The 16,999-nt window shown below is 35.6% G+C and carries 10 protein-coding genes; 1 reads left to right on the forward strand and 9 read right to left on the reverse strand.

The window, feature by feature from the left end; genetic code table 11:
- Nucleotides 1–75 precede the first annotated feature (75 nt).
- The 6 genes from AMQ68_RS14205 to AMQ68_RS14230 all read right to left on the reverse strand — a co-directional run bounded on the left by AMQ68_RS14205 (nucleotide 76) and on the right by AMQ68_RS14230 (nucleotide 9,125).
- Entirely contained in the window at nucleotides 76–1,164 is a 1,089-nt protein-coding gene (locus AMQ68_RS14205) for a porin (protein ID WP_054511300.1), read from the reverse strand.
- 33 nt (nucleotides 1,165–1,197) lie between these two features.
- Nucleotides 1,198–2,568, reverse strand: a complete 1,371-nt coding sequence (locus AMQ68_RS14210; RefSeq protein WP_054511301.1) for an outer membrane beta-barrel protein — start codon at nucleotides 2,566–2,568, stop codon at nucleotides 1,198–1,200.
- A 253-nt stretch (nucleotides 2,569–2,821) separates the two neighbouring features.
- On the reverse strand, nucleotides 2,822–3,379 hold the full coding sequence (gene kdpC / locus AMQ68_RS14215) for a potassium-transporting ATPase subunit KdpC (RefSeq protein WP_054511302.1): 558 nt from the start codon (nucleotides 3,377–3,379) through the stop codon (nucleotides 2,822–2,824).
- A gap of 13 nt (nucleotides 3,380–3,392) precedes the next feature.
- Nucleotides 3,393–5,432, reverse strand: coding sequence for a potassium-transporting ATPase subunit KdpB (gene kdpB, locus AMQ68_RS14220; RefSeq protein ID WP_054511404.1), 2,040 nt, complete (start codon nucleotides 5,430–5,432; stop codon nucleotides 3,393–3,395).
- A 165-nt stretch (nucleotides 5,433–5,597) separates the two neighbouring features.
- Complete coding sequence (kdpA, locus tag AMQ68_RS14225) at nucleotides 5,598–7,292, reverse strand: potassium-transporting ATPase subunit KdpA (protein ID WP_054511303.1); 1,695 nt, start codon at nucleotides 7,290–7,292, stop codon at nucleotides 5,598–5,600.
- A gap of 504 nt (nucleotides 7,293–7,796) precedes the next feature.
- The gene (locus AMQ68_RS14230; RefSeq protein WP_054511304.1) at nucleotides 7,797–9,125 is read right to left on the reverse strand and encodes a sigma-54 dependent transcriptional regulator; all 1,329 of its coding nucleotides are present in this window, start codon (nucleotides 9,123–9,125) and stop codon (nucleotides 7,797–7,799) included.
- A gap of 373 nt (nucleotides 9,126–9,498) precedes the next feature.
- On the opposite strand from AMQ68_RS14230, the gene AMQ68_RS14235 reads away from it, so the two are divergent.
- Nucleotides 9,499–12,378, forward strand: a complete 2,880-nt coding sequence (locus tag AMQ68_RS14235; RefSeq protein WP_241775142.1) for a pitrilysin family protein — start codon at nucleotides 9,499–9,501, stop codon at nucleotides 12,376–12,378.
- Between the two features lie 116 nt (nucleotides 12,379–12,494).
- On the opposite strand, the gene AMQ68_RS14240 is transcribed toward AMQ68_RS14235, so the two are convergent.
- From AMQ68_RS14240 to AMQ68_RS14250, 3 genes are all read right to left on the reverse strand, one after another.
- Nucleotides 12,495–13,574: a GNAT family N-acetyltransferase gene (locus AMQ68_RS14240; protein ID WP_054511305.1), complete on the reverse strand. Its 1,080-nt coding sequence runs from the start codon at nucleotides 13,572–13,574 to the stop codon at nucleotides 12,495–12,497.
- On the reverse strand, nucleotides 13,571–14,569 hold the full coding sequence (locus AMQ68_RS14245) for a polysaccharide deacetylase family protein (protein WP_054511306.1): 999 nt from the start codon (nucleotides 14,567–14,569) through the stop codon (nucleotides 13,571–13,573). Before AMQ68_RS14245 ends, AMQ68_RS14240 begins: the two co-directional genes overlap by 4 nt.
- A 71-nt stretch (nucleotides 14,570–14,640) precedes the next feature.
- The gene (locus AMQ68_RS14250) at nucleotides 14,641–16,779 is read right to left on the reverse strand and encodes a S46 family peptidase (RefSeq protein WP_082384095.1); all 2,139 of its coding nucleotides are present in this window, start codon (nucleotides 16,777–16,779) and stop codon (nucleotides 14,641–14,643) included.
- Between the last annotated feature and the right edge of the window lie 220 nt (nucleotides 16,780–16,999).

The following is a 16,999-nucleotide window of genomic DNA, read 5'->3' on the forward strand; positions in this document are numbered from 1 at the left end:
AAAAGTTTTAAACACTTTAGTTTATCCAAAAAGCTTTTGACTCTTTTGTGGTTAAAATTTGCGATTGTTAACTTCTTAAAACCAAGCTGCTAAACTCGTTGTAATAAAAAAGTTTCCTTGTTTAAGTTCATCGTTCTTTACAAAGATCGCATCTTTTGACGTAAAACCTCTTGCTTCTGTACGGAATACCACATTCTTTAAAATCGCATAATCTACGTTCAACGAATATCCTAAAGTCTGAAAGCCGTTGGGCGTTTTCGTGTTGATGATTACGCCGTTTTTATCATTGTAATATTCCAGTCTTCCGGACAGTGCCCATTGATTATCCAATTGATATTTCATTAAAATATTGGGACTGTACCAAAGATTATATTGCTCGCTTCCTTTTGATTTTTGCTCTGCTCCAATATCGAATCCAAGAATGGTAGAAAACTGTTTCGTTACTTGAAAGATGCCATGTAAATCATGAAAATAACGCATTTTTTTCTCTTCTCTTGATTTGTCATTTCCGATAAATGAGCTGCTGTTCAACGTGATTTTATCATTCGGTTTATACGTTACCTGATGTCCGAAAGAAAGCGTTTGATTGCCTTCAACTTTTGCAATACGTTGCCATCCGTTCAGAACCAATCCGCTTAGGAACCATTTTCCGCTGTCTGAAGTGTAGGAAATTTTGGCTCCCGTTTCAAAGTAAGGCGAATTTTCTGCCGCCAAACTTCTTGTAAGATTCATATTATCTTTTCCAATAGCACTTTCCCAACCAATGTGGGAAGGCATAATTCCGGCATCAACCCATAAGTTCTTGTTTTTCGATATTTTAATTCCAATATTAGCTTCATTTACATAGCGTAAAGCATCTTGCTCTGCGGCCATATTATCTTGGGCATACGTTCCTGCCATTAAAGCAAAATTAGCACGGAGATTTTCACTTTGATACGCTGCTTTTACAAGTCCTAAATTAAGGTTCAATTCATTATGACGATTATAGGAGTATAAAAAATTCTGACGAAGATGATTGGCAGGTTCATTAAAATCATAGGTGTAAAATAGTTCAGCATAGGCTGAAAAAGTTACTTTATGCTGGTCTGTTTTTATTGAATCTGAAGATTGCGCTTTTGCGTCGAAAATTCCCAATAGTGCACCAATGGCAATATATTTTTTCATGGTAGTTTTACAAATTATTTAATCAAATTAAAATTACAGTCTGAACATTACCGCTAAGGTAAATCTGCTGTCAGACTTTCTTAAATCGGGTCTCCATGAGTCTATCGGAGTGTCGATCCATCCATCCGGGCTGGTTGTTCCGCCAGAACCTGCGAAATAAGGAATATTGCTTTTTCTGAATCCGTATTCTAACCTGAATGTTATGAATTGGTTAGGCATTAGATCAACGGTTGCTGTTCCCTGAAACATTTTTAGTTTTTCTCCTTTTGCGATGGCGTCATTAAAATCATTGTTAGGAACCGGAGAAGGGGAGAAGGCTAAGTAAGCCCCCGGATTTGAAACGGCATCTGCTCTCAGCGATAAAGCCACCTTATTGTGATGAAACCAAAGCCTATTGGCGATAGAAGTCCCAATCATATAATTGTCTTTGGCTTTTACACCACCTCCGGTCTGAAACCCATAATGGTTATTGATACTGAAGGCAGCCTGAGATAATCCATTGCTTTCTTTGTTGTTATAATATCTCGCTACAATGCTGTGATCATGGTGAAAACGTTTAACATCAGGATTGTTACGGGTATCTTTTCCGTTTAAATAAAAATTGGCAACGAGCTGAATGTTTTCATTCGGGCGGTAGTAGTTTGAAACGCCTAATCCAAGACCGGTATTCCATGAATTATAGGTCTGCCAACCGTTGAGAACCCAAAGTTCAACTTTGTATTTTTTTGAAGGATAGGCTTGAATTCTGGCTCCCTGAAAATAGAAAGGCGTAAAATCACATACTAAACTTCTTTGGTAATTCCAGTTTTCACCTAACACGTAACTTTCCAATCCAATATAACTCATGAAAATTCCGGCTTCTACATTCAATCCATGCATGACGTTGAAATGATATCCTGCAGCCGCTTCACGAATATATTTTAAATTGCTTCCGCTAGTATTTTTACCGTGATTTAGGGTTCCGTCCAAATCCTGAACAATAGAACCCATTTGTCCAAATTGTAGCCACAAACGGCCGATCATATTTTTATAATTGGTTTCCAACCCAATGCTTGCCATATTAATCGTTACTTCATTTGAACGACCAATTGCTGATGAAATGGTATGGGTATTATCTTGCGGATGGCGAAAATCATAATTGTAATAGGCATCTACATACGTTACACCCGTTAAAATTGTTTCTCCATCTTTATCTTTTAAGGTTAAAGGGAAATCTGTCTGACGGTTTTGTCCGTTGATCCAACTTAGATCATAGCCGTCAAAAGGGATTTTAGAATCAGTTTTGTTTAATAAGGAATCTTTAGGCTTCATGGTAATGGAGTCTTTTTGAATTTCCTGAGCATTAATTTGACTTACAGCAGCCAATGCTAAAAAAAATGCAGCCTGAATAGTTTTTGATTTCATTATATAAATATTGATAATGACGTTGTTATTTAAATTAAAAGGATGATATAAACGACTTAGGAGTTGGAGGCGTTAAGAAAATGAGTGCTGAGAACGTTAAGAAAATTCTAATGTTTGAGCACGAGACCAATTTAGAACCGAAGAACAAATAGTAAATTCGTGCGAGTTTTAGAATTTTTAGAGAGCAGAAATAATTTTTAGCCGACAAATCCAGTCTTGAATTTTTGTTTATTTTGTTTTAAGACAAAAGAAATTATTTAGTTTGATCCAAAGCGATATTTAGCTTTAAAACATTAATCTTTGATGGTCCGAAAAGCCCCAACAAAGGTTTTTCTGTTTGATGATTAATTAGATTTTCAATTTTTTCAAGGGAAAGATTTCTTTCTTTAGCAATTCTTTTGGCTTGGTATAAAGCACCTTCTTCAGAAATATCAGGATCTAATCCGCTTCCGCTTGCGGTTACCAATTCTACAGGAACTTTCGCCGTATTCATTTCCGGATTTTGCATTTTCAGCGTATCAATTCTTTTCTGTACAGTTTCAAGATATTCTTTATTGCTTGGTCCTTTGTTGCTTCCTGCACTTCCTGCCGCATTGTAATCTACAGCAGATGGGCGACCGTGAAAATATTTTACAGACTTGAAATCCTGACCAATATTGGCATAAAATTTTTGTCCGTTATGGTTGATGATCTCTGCATTTCCCTGAGTAGGCAATACTTTTGAACCTGCATATACAATAATCAAATAGATGCCCACAATAACCAGCATGACGATAGTGAGTCTGAAAGCTGATACAATATAATTTTTCATTTTTATTAAATTTTTAAAAGAACAAACTGACAAATAAATCGATAATCTTTATTCCAATGAATGGCGCGATAATTCCTCCCAAACCATAGATCAAAAGATTTCTTCTTAATAATGCACTTGCCCCAATCGGCTTATAAGCAACACCTTTTAAAGCCAATGGAATTAGGATCGGAATGATGACCGCATTGAAAATAATGGCTGATAAAATCGCTGATTCCGGACTGTGAAGATTCATGATATTCAATTTCTGAAGCGCCGGAATAAACGTGATAAACAATGCCGGAATAATGGCAAAATATTTAGCAACATCATTTGCAATACTGAAGGTAGTCAACGTTCCACGGGTCATTAACAACTGTTTTCCAATTTCTACAATCTCAATCAATTTTGTGGGATCATTATCCAGATCCACCATGTTTCCGGCTTCTTTGGCTGCTTGGGTTCCACTGTTCATCGCAACGCCAACATCAGCTTGGGCTAGAGCGGGAGCGTCGTTTGTTCCATCCCCCATCATCGCAACCAGTTTTCCTTCCTGCTGTTCTTTTTTGATGTAATTCATTTTATCTTCAGGTTTGGCTTCTGCGATAAAATCATCTACACCGGCTTTCTCAGCGATAAATTTGGCGGTTAAAGGATTATCTCCTGTTACCATCACCGTTTTCACACCCATTTTTCTTAATCGTTGAAAACGCTCCTGAATTCCTGTTTTGATAATATCCTGAAGTTCAATAACGCCCCAAACTTGTTCATTCACAGAAACGACTAAAGGAGTCCCTCCGTTTTCAGAAATTTTAGTGGTTGCTTCCTGAGTTTCTGGAGGGAAAATATTTCCGGCTTTTTCAGTCAGTTTTTTAATTGTGTCGTAAGCTCCTTTTCTAATTCTTGTGTTTTCAAAATCAATACCTGAAGTTCTGGTTTCAGCCGTAAAATCAATGTAGACAGGATTGGGAACAAGCAAGTCTTCAGATTGTAATTGGCTTAATTCAATAATAGATTTTCCTTCCGGAGTTTCATCGGCAACAGAACTTAATGCCGAAGCTTTTATAAATTCATTACTATCAATAGTATTGGATGGGTGAAATTGGGTTGCTTTACGGTTTCCAATGGTGATTGTTCCTGTTTTATCCAGTAATAAGACATCAATATCTCCGGCAGTTTCAACCGCTTTACCACTTTTTGTGATGACGTTGGCTCTTAAGGCTCTGTCCATCCCCGCAATTCCAATCGCAGAAAGCAGACCTCCAATCGTTGTGGGTATCAAACAAACGAAAAGTGATATAAATGCCGCAATGGTGATTGGCGTCTGCGAATAATCTGCAAAAGGTTTTAAAGTAACTGTAACGATAATGAAAGTAAGGGTAAACCCAGCCAGCAATATGGTTAAAGCGATCTCGTTAGGTGTTTTTTGTCTTGATGCGCCTTCTACAAGGGCAATCATTTTATCTAGAAAAGATTCACCTGGTTTTGTGGTGACTTTTACTTTTATTCTGTCGGAAAGTACTTTTGTACCGCCTGTTACGGAGCTTTTATCTCCACCTGATTCTCTGATCACGGGGGCACTTTCTCCGGTAATGGCAGATTCATCGATTGTTGCTAAACCTTCGATAATTTCACCATCCATCGGGATCTGATCGCCTGTTTCACAAAGAAAGATATCTCCAAGTTTCATTTCCGCAGACATTTTTAAAGCGGTTTCTACTTGGAATCCAGGTTTGTTGTCTACGATTAATTTAGCAGGAGTTTCTTCTCTGGTTTTTCTCAAGGTATCTGCCTGTGCTTTTCCTCTTGCCTCGGCAATGGCTTCGGCGAAATTGGCAAATAAAACAGTGAAAAATAAGATAATGAATACTAAGAAATTATAAGTAAAACTGCCCTGTGTTTTGTCACCCGATAAGCTAAATAAGCTCACGATGAACATAACGATTGTTCCGATTTCTACCAGAAACATGACAGGGTTTTTAAACATGATTTTCGGATTCAGCTTAACGAAAGACTGTCTGATCGCTTCGTTGACTAAATCTTTTTGAAACAATGTTTGTGATTGATTTTTCATTTTTTTGAAATAGTTATATAATTGTAAACCAGCGGTAACCATTAAGGTGAATAAAGAAGTAAGTAATGAAATGGATACTATTATTCAAGTGAATGATTCTATGAGAGGTAGACTAGTTTTCTTACTGTCTTCAATTCCTTAATGGATTACCATTGATTTTAATTTTTATTTAGAAAAATATTGAAGTTGTTCTGCAATAGGGCCTAGCGTAAGAGCAGGGAAGAAAGACAGGGCGGCGATTAAAAGAATGACCGCTAAAGTCATAAATCCAAAAGTTGCGGTATCTGTTTTCAAAGTTCCTGCACTTTCCGGGATGTATTTTTTCTGAGCTAAACATCCTGCAATCGCAATCGGGCCGATGATCGGGATAAATCTTGATAACAGCAGCACAACTCCTGTTGAGATATTCCACCAAGGGGTGTTGTCTCCCAATCCTTCAAATCCGGATCCGTTATTGGCGGATGATGAAGTGAATTCATATAGCATTTCACTAAAACCATGGAAGCCCGGATTATTTAATGTCTTCGCTCCGAATTCAGGGAAGTAAGCCGTTAAAGCTGTTCCTACAAGAATTAAAAAAGGGTGAAATAAAGCAACGATCATCGCGATTTTCATTTCTTTAGCTTCTATTTTTTTACCCATAAATTCGGGGGTTCGTCCGACCATCAGACCGCTCATAAATACGGCAAGAATGATGAATATGAAGTAATTTAGAATTCCAACGCCACAACCACCGTAGAAACAGTTGATCATCATGGCTAAAAGCTCATTCATTCCTGAAAGTGGCATGGTGCTGTCGTGCATCGAGTTCACAGAACCTGTAGAAATTACGGTGGTTGCAATACTCCAATATCCTGAAGCTGCACTTCCGAAACGGATTTCTTTCCCTTCCATTGCTCCCAAATGATTATCGGTTCCCATTTCTGTAATTAATGGATTTCCACGAGTTTCATTTACAACATTTGGTACGGCAAGTGCCAGAAAACCAATGGTCATTACGGTGAAAATAGTCCATGAAAGTTTTCTTTTCTTTAAATAGAATCCTAAGGCAAAAACCAATGCAAAAGGAATGATCATCTGCGTAACCATTTCCGTCATATTGGTCATGTAATTGGTGTTTTCAAGCGGATGCGCAGAGTTGGCTCCAAAGAAACCTCCTCCGTTGGTACCTAAGTGTTTGATCGCCACAAAAGCAGCAACCGGACCTCTGGAAACATCAACTTTATGACCTTCAAGATTGGTGATATGATCTTTCCCTTCGAAAGTCATCGGCGTTCCGTTGGCAGAAAGAATAAAAGCCACCACAATACTGATCGGGATTAATATTCTGATCATTGACTTGGTGAAAAAATCGAAGAAATTACCTAATTCTGTGGTTGTTTTTTCTTTAAATGCTTTGAAAAGTACCGCCATTGCCGCCATTCCGGTTGCAGCTGTTACAAACTGTAAAAACATTAAGTATAACTGACTTAAATAACTGACTCCCGTTTCTCCTGAATAATGCTGTAGATTACAGTTAACCAAGAAAGAAATTGCGGTATTAAAAGCCAGATCGGGCGACATATCCGGGTTTCCGTCTGGGTTTAACGGAAGAAATGACTGATTTAATAAGATGAAAAATCCGATGATGAACCAAACTAAATTAATGGCCAGCATGGCAAACATATTCTGTTTCCAAGTCATCTGACGGTTAGGGTTGATCCCTGAAACTTTATAAATACCATTTTCAATCGGTTGGAAAATTCTATCTAAAAAAGTTTTTTTATAACCGTAAACATCGGCAATGTATTTCCCTAAGAAAATCCCAATACCTAATGTGATTGCGAACATCGCTATGATGCCTAAAATTTCTGTATTCATGATTTTGGTTAAAATTTTTCAGGTTTCGTTAAAACATAACAGATGTACCCAAAGGCTAGTATTGAAAGGATAAATAAACTCCACATAATTTTTATATTTTGTCGAAAAATTCAATAGATTTGTATAAAAGCCAAAACAGAACTGCGAAAAGCAGTATTAAACTAATGAGCATCATGATGTTACAATTAAGGTTAATAAAGTAAAAAGTACATACGATACAATCAAAAGGCTGAATTTTGAATGCTCCCGTTTTTTGAACGTTTTTCTTGAAGTTGTCATTTTTAGAATATTTTATTTAAACTCTATATGCCAAAAGAAGAACCGTTTTATTAAAAACGAGGTAAGTTATTTTATGATAGTGTGTTGCGGGATTTATAGATGATGCCATAAAACAGAAAAGCCTATCATTTTGATAGGCTCATTATTATAATGATAGGATGCTTTGGCAGACTTTAGCGTAATAATTTAAAACTCTTTAACACTAAAATTCTCAAACCCTCAAACTCATCGCAGTTCGTACTCTTCCAATTTGCGATATAAAGTGGCAATACCAATTTCCAGCAATCTTGCGGCTTCTGCTTTATTTCCTTTGGTGTATTGAATTACTTTTTGGATGTGCTCTTTTTCTAAAGATCGCATGCTCAACGAATCATTTTCTGTAGAACTCACTTTTTCAGAATAATGAGGCAGACTTTCTGTATCTAAAATATTGTCGTTCATTAAGATTAAACTTCTTTCGATGGTATTTCTTAATTCGCGGATGTTTCCTTTCCAGTCGTTTTTTTCTAATTCTTTATAGTATTCAGGGGAAACCTGAACGGATGACAAATGCAGTTTATTCGAAAAAATATCAATAAAGTTTTTAGCTAACACTTTTAAATCTTCTTTTCTTTCACGTAGAGGAGGAAGATTGATTTCGAAAACATTCAATCTGAAATACAGATCTTCTCTGAAATGACCTTGTTTTATTTCGTCTTCTAAATTTCTGTTGGTCGCAGCAATTAATCTGAAATCTGATTTGGAGACCTTCGTTTCACCCATTTTCATGAATTCTTTGGTTTCCAAGACACGAAGTAATTTTGCTTGAAGCTCGATTGGCATTTCACCAATTTCATCAAGGAATAAAGTTCCGCCGTTAGCCTCTTCTACAAGCCCTTTTTTGTCTTTTATAGCTCCGGTAAAAGAGCCCTGCTTGTGTCCGAAAAGTTCGCTTTCTAAAATTTCTTTACTGAATGCCGAACAATTAATCGCTACAAAATTATTTTTCTTTCTGTCGCTTCCCTCATGAATGGCATTGGCAAAAACCTCTTTTCCGGTTCCTGTTTCTCCTGTTAAAAGAACGGTTGCATCGGTTAAGGCAACTCTTTCAGCTAATTTTTTAGACTGAATAATTAAAGGAGAAATTCCAATAATTTGATTGAAACCTTGCAGAGTGGCACATTTTTGAACGGTTTTAGAGCGATTGTATTTTCCTTTTTCTAATGCTTTATAGACGAGCGGAATAATTTTGTCATTATCATCGCCTTTCACTAAATAATCGTAAGCTCCGTTTTTCATGGCCTGCACCGCATCTGTGATATTTCCAAAGGCCGTCATTAAAATGATTTCTAAATGAGGATATTTTGATTGGATAGATTTCACAAGATCAACCCCGAAAGCATCAGGAAGCCGGACATCACTTAGGACAACATCAAAGTCATACTGCTCAAGCATGGTCATTGCAGAGCGTGCTGTAGAAGCTTCTTTTACGTTAAAATTTTCTTGGGAAAGGATCATTCCTAATAATTTCAGGAGCTTGATCTCATCATCGATGATCAGAATGTTTCCGGACATGGTTGTAATTTTGGGAAAACTTATTGCAAACTTAGATAATTATTTTGTAAAAAGACTAAGAAGACTGAGATGGATTTTGTTGCTGGAAGCCTTGTCAAGGTTTTAAAACCTTGACAAGGCTCTTGACAAATACCTAGCCGTGATAGTAACGGTTACCCCGCAACAAGAAATGAAGGGCAAAGGGTTTGGTGTCGGATGCATTGGCGTGAGGAGTATGAGTGGATAGCGCGAAATAGCTCCTGAAAAATAAATAATGCGTAATTGGTAATAAGTAATTAATTATCGTCACCATAGATGTAATAATAGGAAAAGTAGAAAGTGTTCTTTTTTGATTGCTTACATTTGTATACATTCTAATCTTAAAAGAATGAAAATGAATTTATATATGACCGACAATAGATATAAGGAGACGATTCATACCGATAAAAGCAACTACTCATACACTACCATAACTCAGGACGAAAATAAAGTAAGAATATATACCCTAAAAAATGGGTTGCAGGTTTTTCTTGCTCAAAATTTTGATGCCCCGAGGATTCAGACCTTTATTCCTGTGAGAACGGGAAGTAATAATGATCCGGCTGACAATACAGGATTGGCGCATTATCTTGAACATATGATGTTTAAAGGAACGTCAAGATTAGGAACTCAAAATTGGGAAAAGGAAAAAGTATTGCTGGACCAAATTTCTGACTTATACGAACAACATAAAGCAGAACAGGATCCTGAAAAAAAGAAAGACCTCTACACAAAAATAGATGAAGTTTCTCAGGAGGCGAGTCAGTATGCGATCGCGAATGAATATGATAAAGTAATTTCTTCATTAGGAGCGAGCGGAACGAATGCTCACACTTGGTTTGACGAAACGGTTTACAAAAATAATATTCCGAATAACGAACTTGAAAAATGGCTGAAAGTCGAAAAAGAAAGATTTTCGGAAATGGTGTTACGTCTTTTCCACACAGAGTTGGAATCGGTGTATGAAGAGTTCAACAGAGCGCAAGATAATGATTCCAGATTGGTGAATTATGAACTGATGGATGCGCTTTTTCCAACGCATCCTAATGGTCAGCAAACGACTTTAGGAAAACCGGAGCATTTGAAAAATCCTTCTATGAAGGCTATTCATAAATATTTTGATGAATATTATGTTCCTAATAATTATGCCATGGTGTTGGTGGGTGATCTGGATTTTGAAGAAACTGTTCAGCTTGTAGATCAGTATTTTGGAGCTATTCCTTACAAAGAATTACCAAAGAAAACGCCAATCATTGAAAAACCACTGACGGAGATTGTAGAAAGAACCGTAAAAAGCCCGACAACCCCAAGAACTCAATTGGCTTGGAGAACCGATAGCTACGGAAGCAGAGAGGCAATATTAGCTGATATTGTAGCGAATATTCTAAGCAATAGAGGAGAAGCGGGATTACTAGATTTAAATATCAACCAGACGCAAAGAATGCTTTGGGCACAGGCTTTTTCGGTTGGATTGAAAGAATACGGATATTTTTCAATTGTTGCCGTTCCAAAAGAAATGCAGACATTGAATGAAGCGAAAGAAATGGTTCTGGAGCAGATCGAATTATTGAAAAAAGGAGATTTTCCGGATTGGATGCTTCCTGCCATCATCAATGATTTTAAACTTCAAAGAATGAAAGCGCTGGAAACAGCGGAAGGCCTTGCAACAAATCTTTATGATACTTATATTAAAGGCAGATCTTGGGAAGAGGAACTGAGTGAGATGGATGAATATGCTACTGTTACTAAAGAGGAAGTTGTAGATTTTGCCAATGAATTCTTTAAAGATAATTACGTTATCATCAACAAAGAAAAAGGCGTTAACGATAAATTATTAAGAGTTGATAACCCTGGAATTACACCGATAAAAATCAACCGTGAAGCTCAATCTGAATTTTTACAAGAGATTGTATCAGAAAAAACAGAAGATATTCAACCTGAATTTATTGATTATCAAAAAGAAATAAGAACGGATACTGTTAAAGATAAAAAACTGAGTTTCGTTAAAAATAATTATAACGATATCGCTCAGGTTCATTTTATTTTCCCTTTTGGGAGTGATCACGACAGAGATTTGGGAATTTCTACCCAAGTTATTCAATATCTTGGAACCAAAAAATTATCCCCTGAAGATCTTAAAAAAGAGTTCTTTAAAATTGGGGTGAGCAATGACTTTAAAACCAATGCCGATCAACTTTCGATCTCATTGAGCGGATTAGAAGAAAACCTTGAAAAAGGAATTGAATTGCTGAAAGACTGGATGAATGATGTAGAACCTGATCAGGAGATTTACAATCAGTTTGTAGATACGATTCTTGAAAATCGTGAAGCGGTAAAGAAAGATAAAAACCGCATTATGACCGCTTTGACGAATTATACAAAGTTGGGTGGATTCTCTCGTTTTACAGATATTATTTCAAAAGAAGAGTTGGAAACTTCCAATGTTGAGGTATTTACAGACCGAATGAAAAAACTGTTTGATTATCCTTACCAAATATTTTTCTACGGGAAAAACTTTGAAAATTTTAGTCAGTATATTGAAAAATATATAGAAACGGCAAGTCTTCAAATTCCTGAACCAAAAAAATACCCTGAACCGGAAACCAAAGGAAATGTCTATTTCATGAATTATGATATGGTACAAATGGAGATGAGCAAAATCGGAAGAGGAAATGATGTGAACACAGCGAATTTCGGAAAGATCAATGTTTTCAATGAATATTTCGGAAGAGGATTGTCGTCTATTGTTTTTCAGGAAATCCGTGAAAGCAAGAGTTTGGCGTATTCTGCGTATGTTTCGTATTCAGCCAATTCAAAATCGGGACATCCGGATTATATTACGACGTATATTGGAACACAACCCGATAAATTGCAGATTGCAGTTGATACGATGAGTGAGTTGATCAACGAGCTTCCTGAGGTACCGACTCAGTTTGAAAATGCTAAAAGTGCAGCGTTAAAACAAATAGCATCCACAAGAATTAAACGAACGACTATTTTCTTCAATACGTTGAGGTTAAAAAAAATAGGGATTTCGCATGATTTTAGAAAAGATATTTATCAACAAATTGAAGGATTGAAATTTGAAGATGTGAAGCAGTTTTATCAGACCGAAATAAAACCCGTATATTTCAATACCGCCATTATTGGGAAGAAAGAAAACCTTAATATGGACGCCGTGAATGAAATGGGAACATTTACAGAACTCAGTTTAGAAGATGTTTTTGGAAACTAAAATGGGGAGCCACAAAGTGGCGATTTAACAAAGGATAGGATGAAGTCCTGTCAAAAATACAATAGAATTCCAAAGTAATAGTAAAATAAAAAAGAGGCTTACAAGAGCCTCTTTTTTTATGTCATAACACAGTCACCATCGCCATCCTGGAAATGAGGATCAAAGTCTTGGGGAAGGTTTTTAATAAACTGTTTGTGGAGCATATACCGTCTTTCCATATTTCGCTGGTGGATGCTTGGAAATATATTCATGGATTCTGCTTTTTTATTGAATTCTGTTTGATAGCTCGTTAAATCATTCAATTTATTCTTGACAATAAAATAGCTTAAAAAGGTTATGAATTGCTCTGAATCAGAGGTTGAAAACAAATAAGAAATTTTTAAGTGGCCATCTCTTACAAATAAAAGAGCACAGGTTTCCAGAGTATTTTTATGGTCATAAATTTTTATCCAGTAATAGTTGAAGCTTTCAGCAAAGCTGGAAAATAAGTACTTCTCTTCTTTACTTTTACTTTCCAATACCCACGGATTTTCTATCGCCCAATTGAGTTCTTCAGCATTTCTATTGCTGTGAAAGGCTGAGACAAAATCAGCACTTTCATGATCTATGCTGTCAAGAATTTCAAATTTGAAACCAGGCTTTCGAATAAAAGCATTTCTTACTGAAATACATGAATTTAATATGAAATCTCCCCATCTAAAAATAGGCTGTAAACCTTTTGTTTTAGGCTTTTTGGAAGGAATTATCGTAGCCAGATCTGTACGGAAATAATATCTCTTACCCACTTTAGGCTGGATATATTCAAAAGTACCCATTTTGTTATAGAGTCCTTCTGCTTCCTTCGTAAATTCGGTGAGCGCCAGATTTTCATGATATTCTTCAAACGCTTTTTGCAAAAGGGATTGAGCAATTCTTTTTCCTCGGAAATTACAGCTTACATACAAGGTACTCAACCATGCATAATTGAATACTTTTCCATCAATAATAAAATGATCAGGGAAGCAACCAATATAACCAGCTAAATTGTCATCGTCAAATGCTAAAATAAGTAACGTTTGATCATCATTTGCCTTTGGATTATTGATGTGAGAATATGCTCTATGCGCTGTAATAGGAAGGAAATCGTATTTCTTGAAATCTCCGGATGATACAAATTCTTCCAATTGTTTTTTATTAAATGTCTTTAAATGTATCATTTCCTTAGAATTTTATTTTTATTTAAAATACCTTTTAATTGATAGTAGGCAATTTCTTTTTTTAAGATTAATGCTGCATCTTCTCCTGTTTCCATCGGGATTCGTTGGATATTTTTTGAAATGCTGTCGAGTTTTATTCCTGCACTTCCAAAGGTACAGAATAGGTCTTTATTTTTAAATAATTCATCAAAAAAAGCTTTTTCAACACCGAAATCTGTAAAAGGAAAAGCAAAACTTTCGTAGAGAAAATCATTGTTCTTTAAGTAATCAAACGTTTTGTTGGTCGTTTTTAGTTTATCACTTAATGATAATTCATTATACAAAGGATGATCCCAACTGTGAGATGAAATTCCAAATCCTTTCTGCGTTAATGATTGTAATTGATCGAAAGTTAAATAAGGTTGTTGTTCTTTTAAGAATGAATTGATATTAATTCCAAGTGCTTCTGTAAGCCTGTCCAGAATTTCTGTCTGATGATAATTTAGCTGTAATACTTTCTGTTTAATTGCTAAATTAGAATCATTTTTAGACTTAAAAATATGATCAATTTCTGGGTTTATCTCTTTGTTTTTTTCAATTTCATTGATAATCAAACTTGCTTTGCAACGAAACATTAAGTCTTTGTTATCAATGAAAGCAGGATTGATAAAATTAACAGCATAAATTCCTTTTCTCTCTAAAATAGGGAGAATTACATCATAAAATTCTCTGAAGCCATCATCAAAAGTAAGAAGGGCTATTTTCTTTTTAGGGTTGAAATTTCCGTTGATAAAATCTTTAAATTCTCCCCAATTCACAAACTGAAAATACTTTGATAAGTAGTCCAGATCTTGCTCAAACTGTGTTGTGTTTTTGTAGTTGATGATTTGATTGAGATGAGGTAGGTTTTCATCCGAAACACAATGATAAACGGGAATACAATAGGGGAGTGGAAATGATTTCTCGATATCATTTCCTGCAAAATGGGCTAATAAATTTATGATTTGCTCTTTCATACAATAAAAAAGAATCTATTTAAATTAGTATTGAAAATTTAAATAGATTCTTAAAGTTATCATTAAAAAAATTACTTTATCACTTTCATTTCATCGATCAGCCATTTAGAGTCGGCATATTTATCAATAATGAAAAGAATATATTTGGTATCAACCATGATATTTCGGCTGAAACGTGGATCATAATTGATGTCACTCATCGTTCCTTCCCACTGTCTGTCGAAATTCAGACCTACAAGGTTTCCATTAGCATCCAAAACCGGACTTCCTGAGTTTCCTCCTGTTGTATGGTTTGTTGCCGTGAATCCTACAGGAACATCGCCTGTTTTATCTTTATAGTTTCCGAAGTCTTTTTTATTGTAAAGATCGATTAGTTTTTTTGGAACATCAAACTCATAATCTCCGGGAACATATTTTTCAATAACTCCCGCCAAATGCGTTTGGAAACTATAAGAAACGGCATCTCTTGGTGTAGAACCTTTCACTTTTCCGTATGTTACACGAAGCGTAGAATTAGCATCCGGGAAGAATTTTCTGTCTTTATCCGTATCAATTTGCTGTGCCATATACGTTTTTTGTAACGCATCAATTTTTGTCTGAAGAGATGTAAATTGAGGATCAGCTGTTTTCATATACGTATCTCTTATAGATACATACAACTGGTAAACAGGATCTTTTTTTAGATTTTTGATCAACTTATCCTGATTAGAGAAAGCTTTCTCAATGTCTGTGCTAAGATTGGCTCCGTTCACAGCAGTTCTTCCTGTAATAATAGAATTTTTTGAAATTTCTTCTATAGCAGGGATATTCTGAGCTTCATTTTTATACTTGTCAAAACCTGCAGGTAAGAATTGCGGCGCTGTTTTATTAGCATATAAAGCCAACAGTTTTGCTGTTACTTTCGCATCCAATTCTGGGCTGTAATCTTTATAGAATGAAGTTAATTTTGTTTTAAGCTTAGTGAGTTCTTTTTCATCCATTCTGCCGGATTCTACAGAAGAAATGTAAGTGTAATAATCACTCGCAAGTTTCAATGTTTCTGCATTTTTAATGACTTCTGTGTAGTAAGCATTATTTAAAGCAAAAGGAGATTGGTCGTTGTATAATTTATTCAATTGGTCTAACGTTGCCTTAACTTGGGAATTTTTAGCAACCAAAGAACCTTCATACATTACTTTTTTCTCAACAGCGTTGGATTTTTTTAATCCTTCAACTTCACCGATCCATTTTTTCCAATAATTGGCAACAGAAGCAAATTTTGAAGCATATTTAATACGGGTAGCATCGTCAGCACGCATTTTTTCGTCCAATGTTTTCAATGCAACATCACGTACCGCAATTCTTGCAGGATCGATCTCTTTCATGATCTTTTCTACAGCAATCGCAGGAAGATATTCCGTTGTTTTTCCAGGGAATCCGAATACGAAAGTGAAATCATTTTCGTTTTTATCCTTGATGGAAACCGGAAGATAATGTTTTGGAGTATAAGGAACGTTGTCTTTTGAATATTCTGCAGGCTTATTGTTTTTGTCAGCATAAATTCTGAACATAGAGAAATCACCTGTGTGTCTTGGCCAAACCCAGTTATCGGTATCAGAACCGAATTTTCCGATACTTTGTGGTGGTGCGCCTACCAAACGAATGTCTTTATACGTTTCGATCGTGTAAGCGTAGTATTTATTTCCATAATACATTGGTTTCACAGAAATAGATTGAAAAGATTCTGTTTTTTGAGAGTTTTTGTAAACCTCAATATTGGTACTGATTTTTTTCGCTAAATCAGGCTCTGTAAGGTTGTCTGTACCTTCTAAAATTTGATTAGAAACATCTTTGATGTCTACAATAAAGTCTACAGTTACTCCCGGATTTGGAAGTTCTGTACTCATATTTTGTGCCCAAAAACCGTTCGATAGAAGGTCATTTTGTACAGTAGAATGAGCTTGGATCTGACCATATCCACAGTGGTGGTTCGTCAATAATAATCCTTTTGGAGAAATGATCTCGGCAGTACAACCTCCGTTGAACTGTACTACAGCATCTTTTATGCTTGCTTTTTGAGTGTTGAAGATGTCTTTGGCAGAGATTTTCATTCCCAAATCTTTCATTTCCTTTTCATTAAGCTCTGTCGGTATCCACATTCCTCCGTATTGCTGTGCAAAAGCCATGGCAGCCGGCAAAAGAAATACAGATAAAAGTATCTTTTTTGTCATAATCAAAATTTTGCCCTAATTTACAAAGAAAAATAAAATTAGTGCTTATGAAAAGAATGAATTATGGTCGTTAACTGTTAATTTTAAATTTCATCATGGTATTGATAATTTTTTATTACCAAATGAGAGATGATATTTGTAGGAAATAAACTAAAAAATCGGGTCGGCTTAATTTTTGTTCGTTGAATTCTATCTTATTATTAATATATTTAAATTATTC

The sequence above is a fragment of the Chryseobacterium sp. ERMR1:04 genome (assembly GCF_001297705.1).
Classification (GTDB): Bacteria; Bacteroidota; Bacteroidia; order Flavobacteriales; family Weeksellaceae; genus Chryseobacterium.

Bases quoted from the DNA above. Each gene is read 5' to 3' on its own strand.
- AMQ68_RS14230 (WP_054511304.1), bottom strand. From the start codon at position 9,125: ATGTCCGGAAACATTCTGATCATCGATGATGAGATCAAGCTCCTGAAA.
- kdpC (WP_054511302.1), bottom strand. From the start codon at position 3,379: ATGAAAAATTATATTGTATCAGCTTTCAGACTCACTATCGTCATGCTG.
- kdpB (WP_054511404.1), bottom strand. From the start codon at position 5,432: ATGAAAAATCAATCACAAACATTGTTTCAAAAAGATTTAGTCAACGAA.
- AMQ68_RS14240 (WP_054511305.1), bottom strand. From the start codon at position 13,574: ATGATACATTTAAAGACATTTAATAAAAAACAATTGGAAGAATTTGTA.
- AMQ68_RS14210 (WP_054511301.1), bottom strand. From the start codon at position 2,568: ATGAAATCAAAAACTATTCAGGCTGCATTTTTTTTAGCATTGGCTGCT.
- AMQ68_RS14245 (WP_054511306.1), bottom strand. From the start codon at position 14,569: ATGAAAGAGCAAATCATAAATTTATTAGCCCATTTTGCAGGAAATGAT.
- AMQ68_RS14250 (WP_082384095.1), bottom strand. From the start codon at position 16,779: ATGACAAAAAAGATACTTTTATCTGTATTTCTTTTGCCGGCTGCCATG.
- kdpA (WP_054511303.1), bottom strand. From the start codon at position 7,292: ATGAATACAGAAATTTTAGGCATCATAGCGATGTTCGCAATCACATTA.
- AMQ68_RS14205 (WP_054511300.1), bottom strand. From the start codon at position 1,164: ATGAAAAAATATATTGCCATTGGTGCACTATTGGGAATTTTCGACGCA.
- AMQ68_RS14235 (WP_241775142.1), top strand. From the start codon at position 9,499: ATGAATTTATATATGACCGACAATAGATATAAGGAGACGATTCATACC.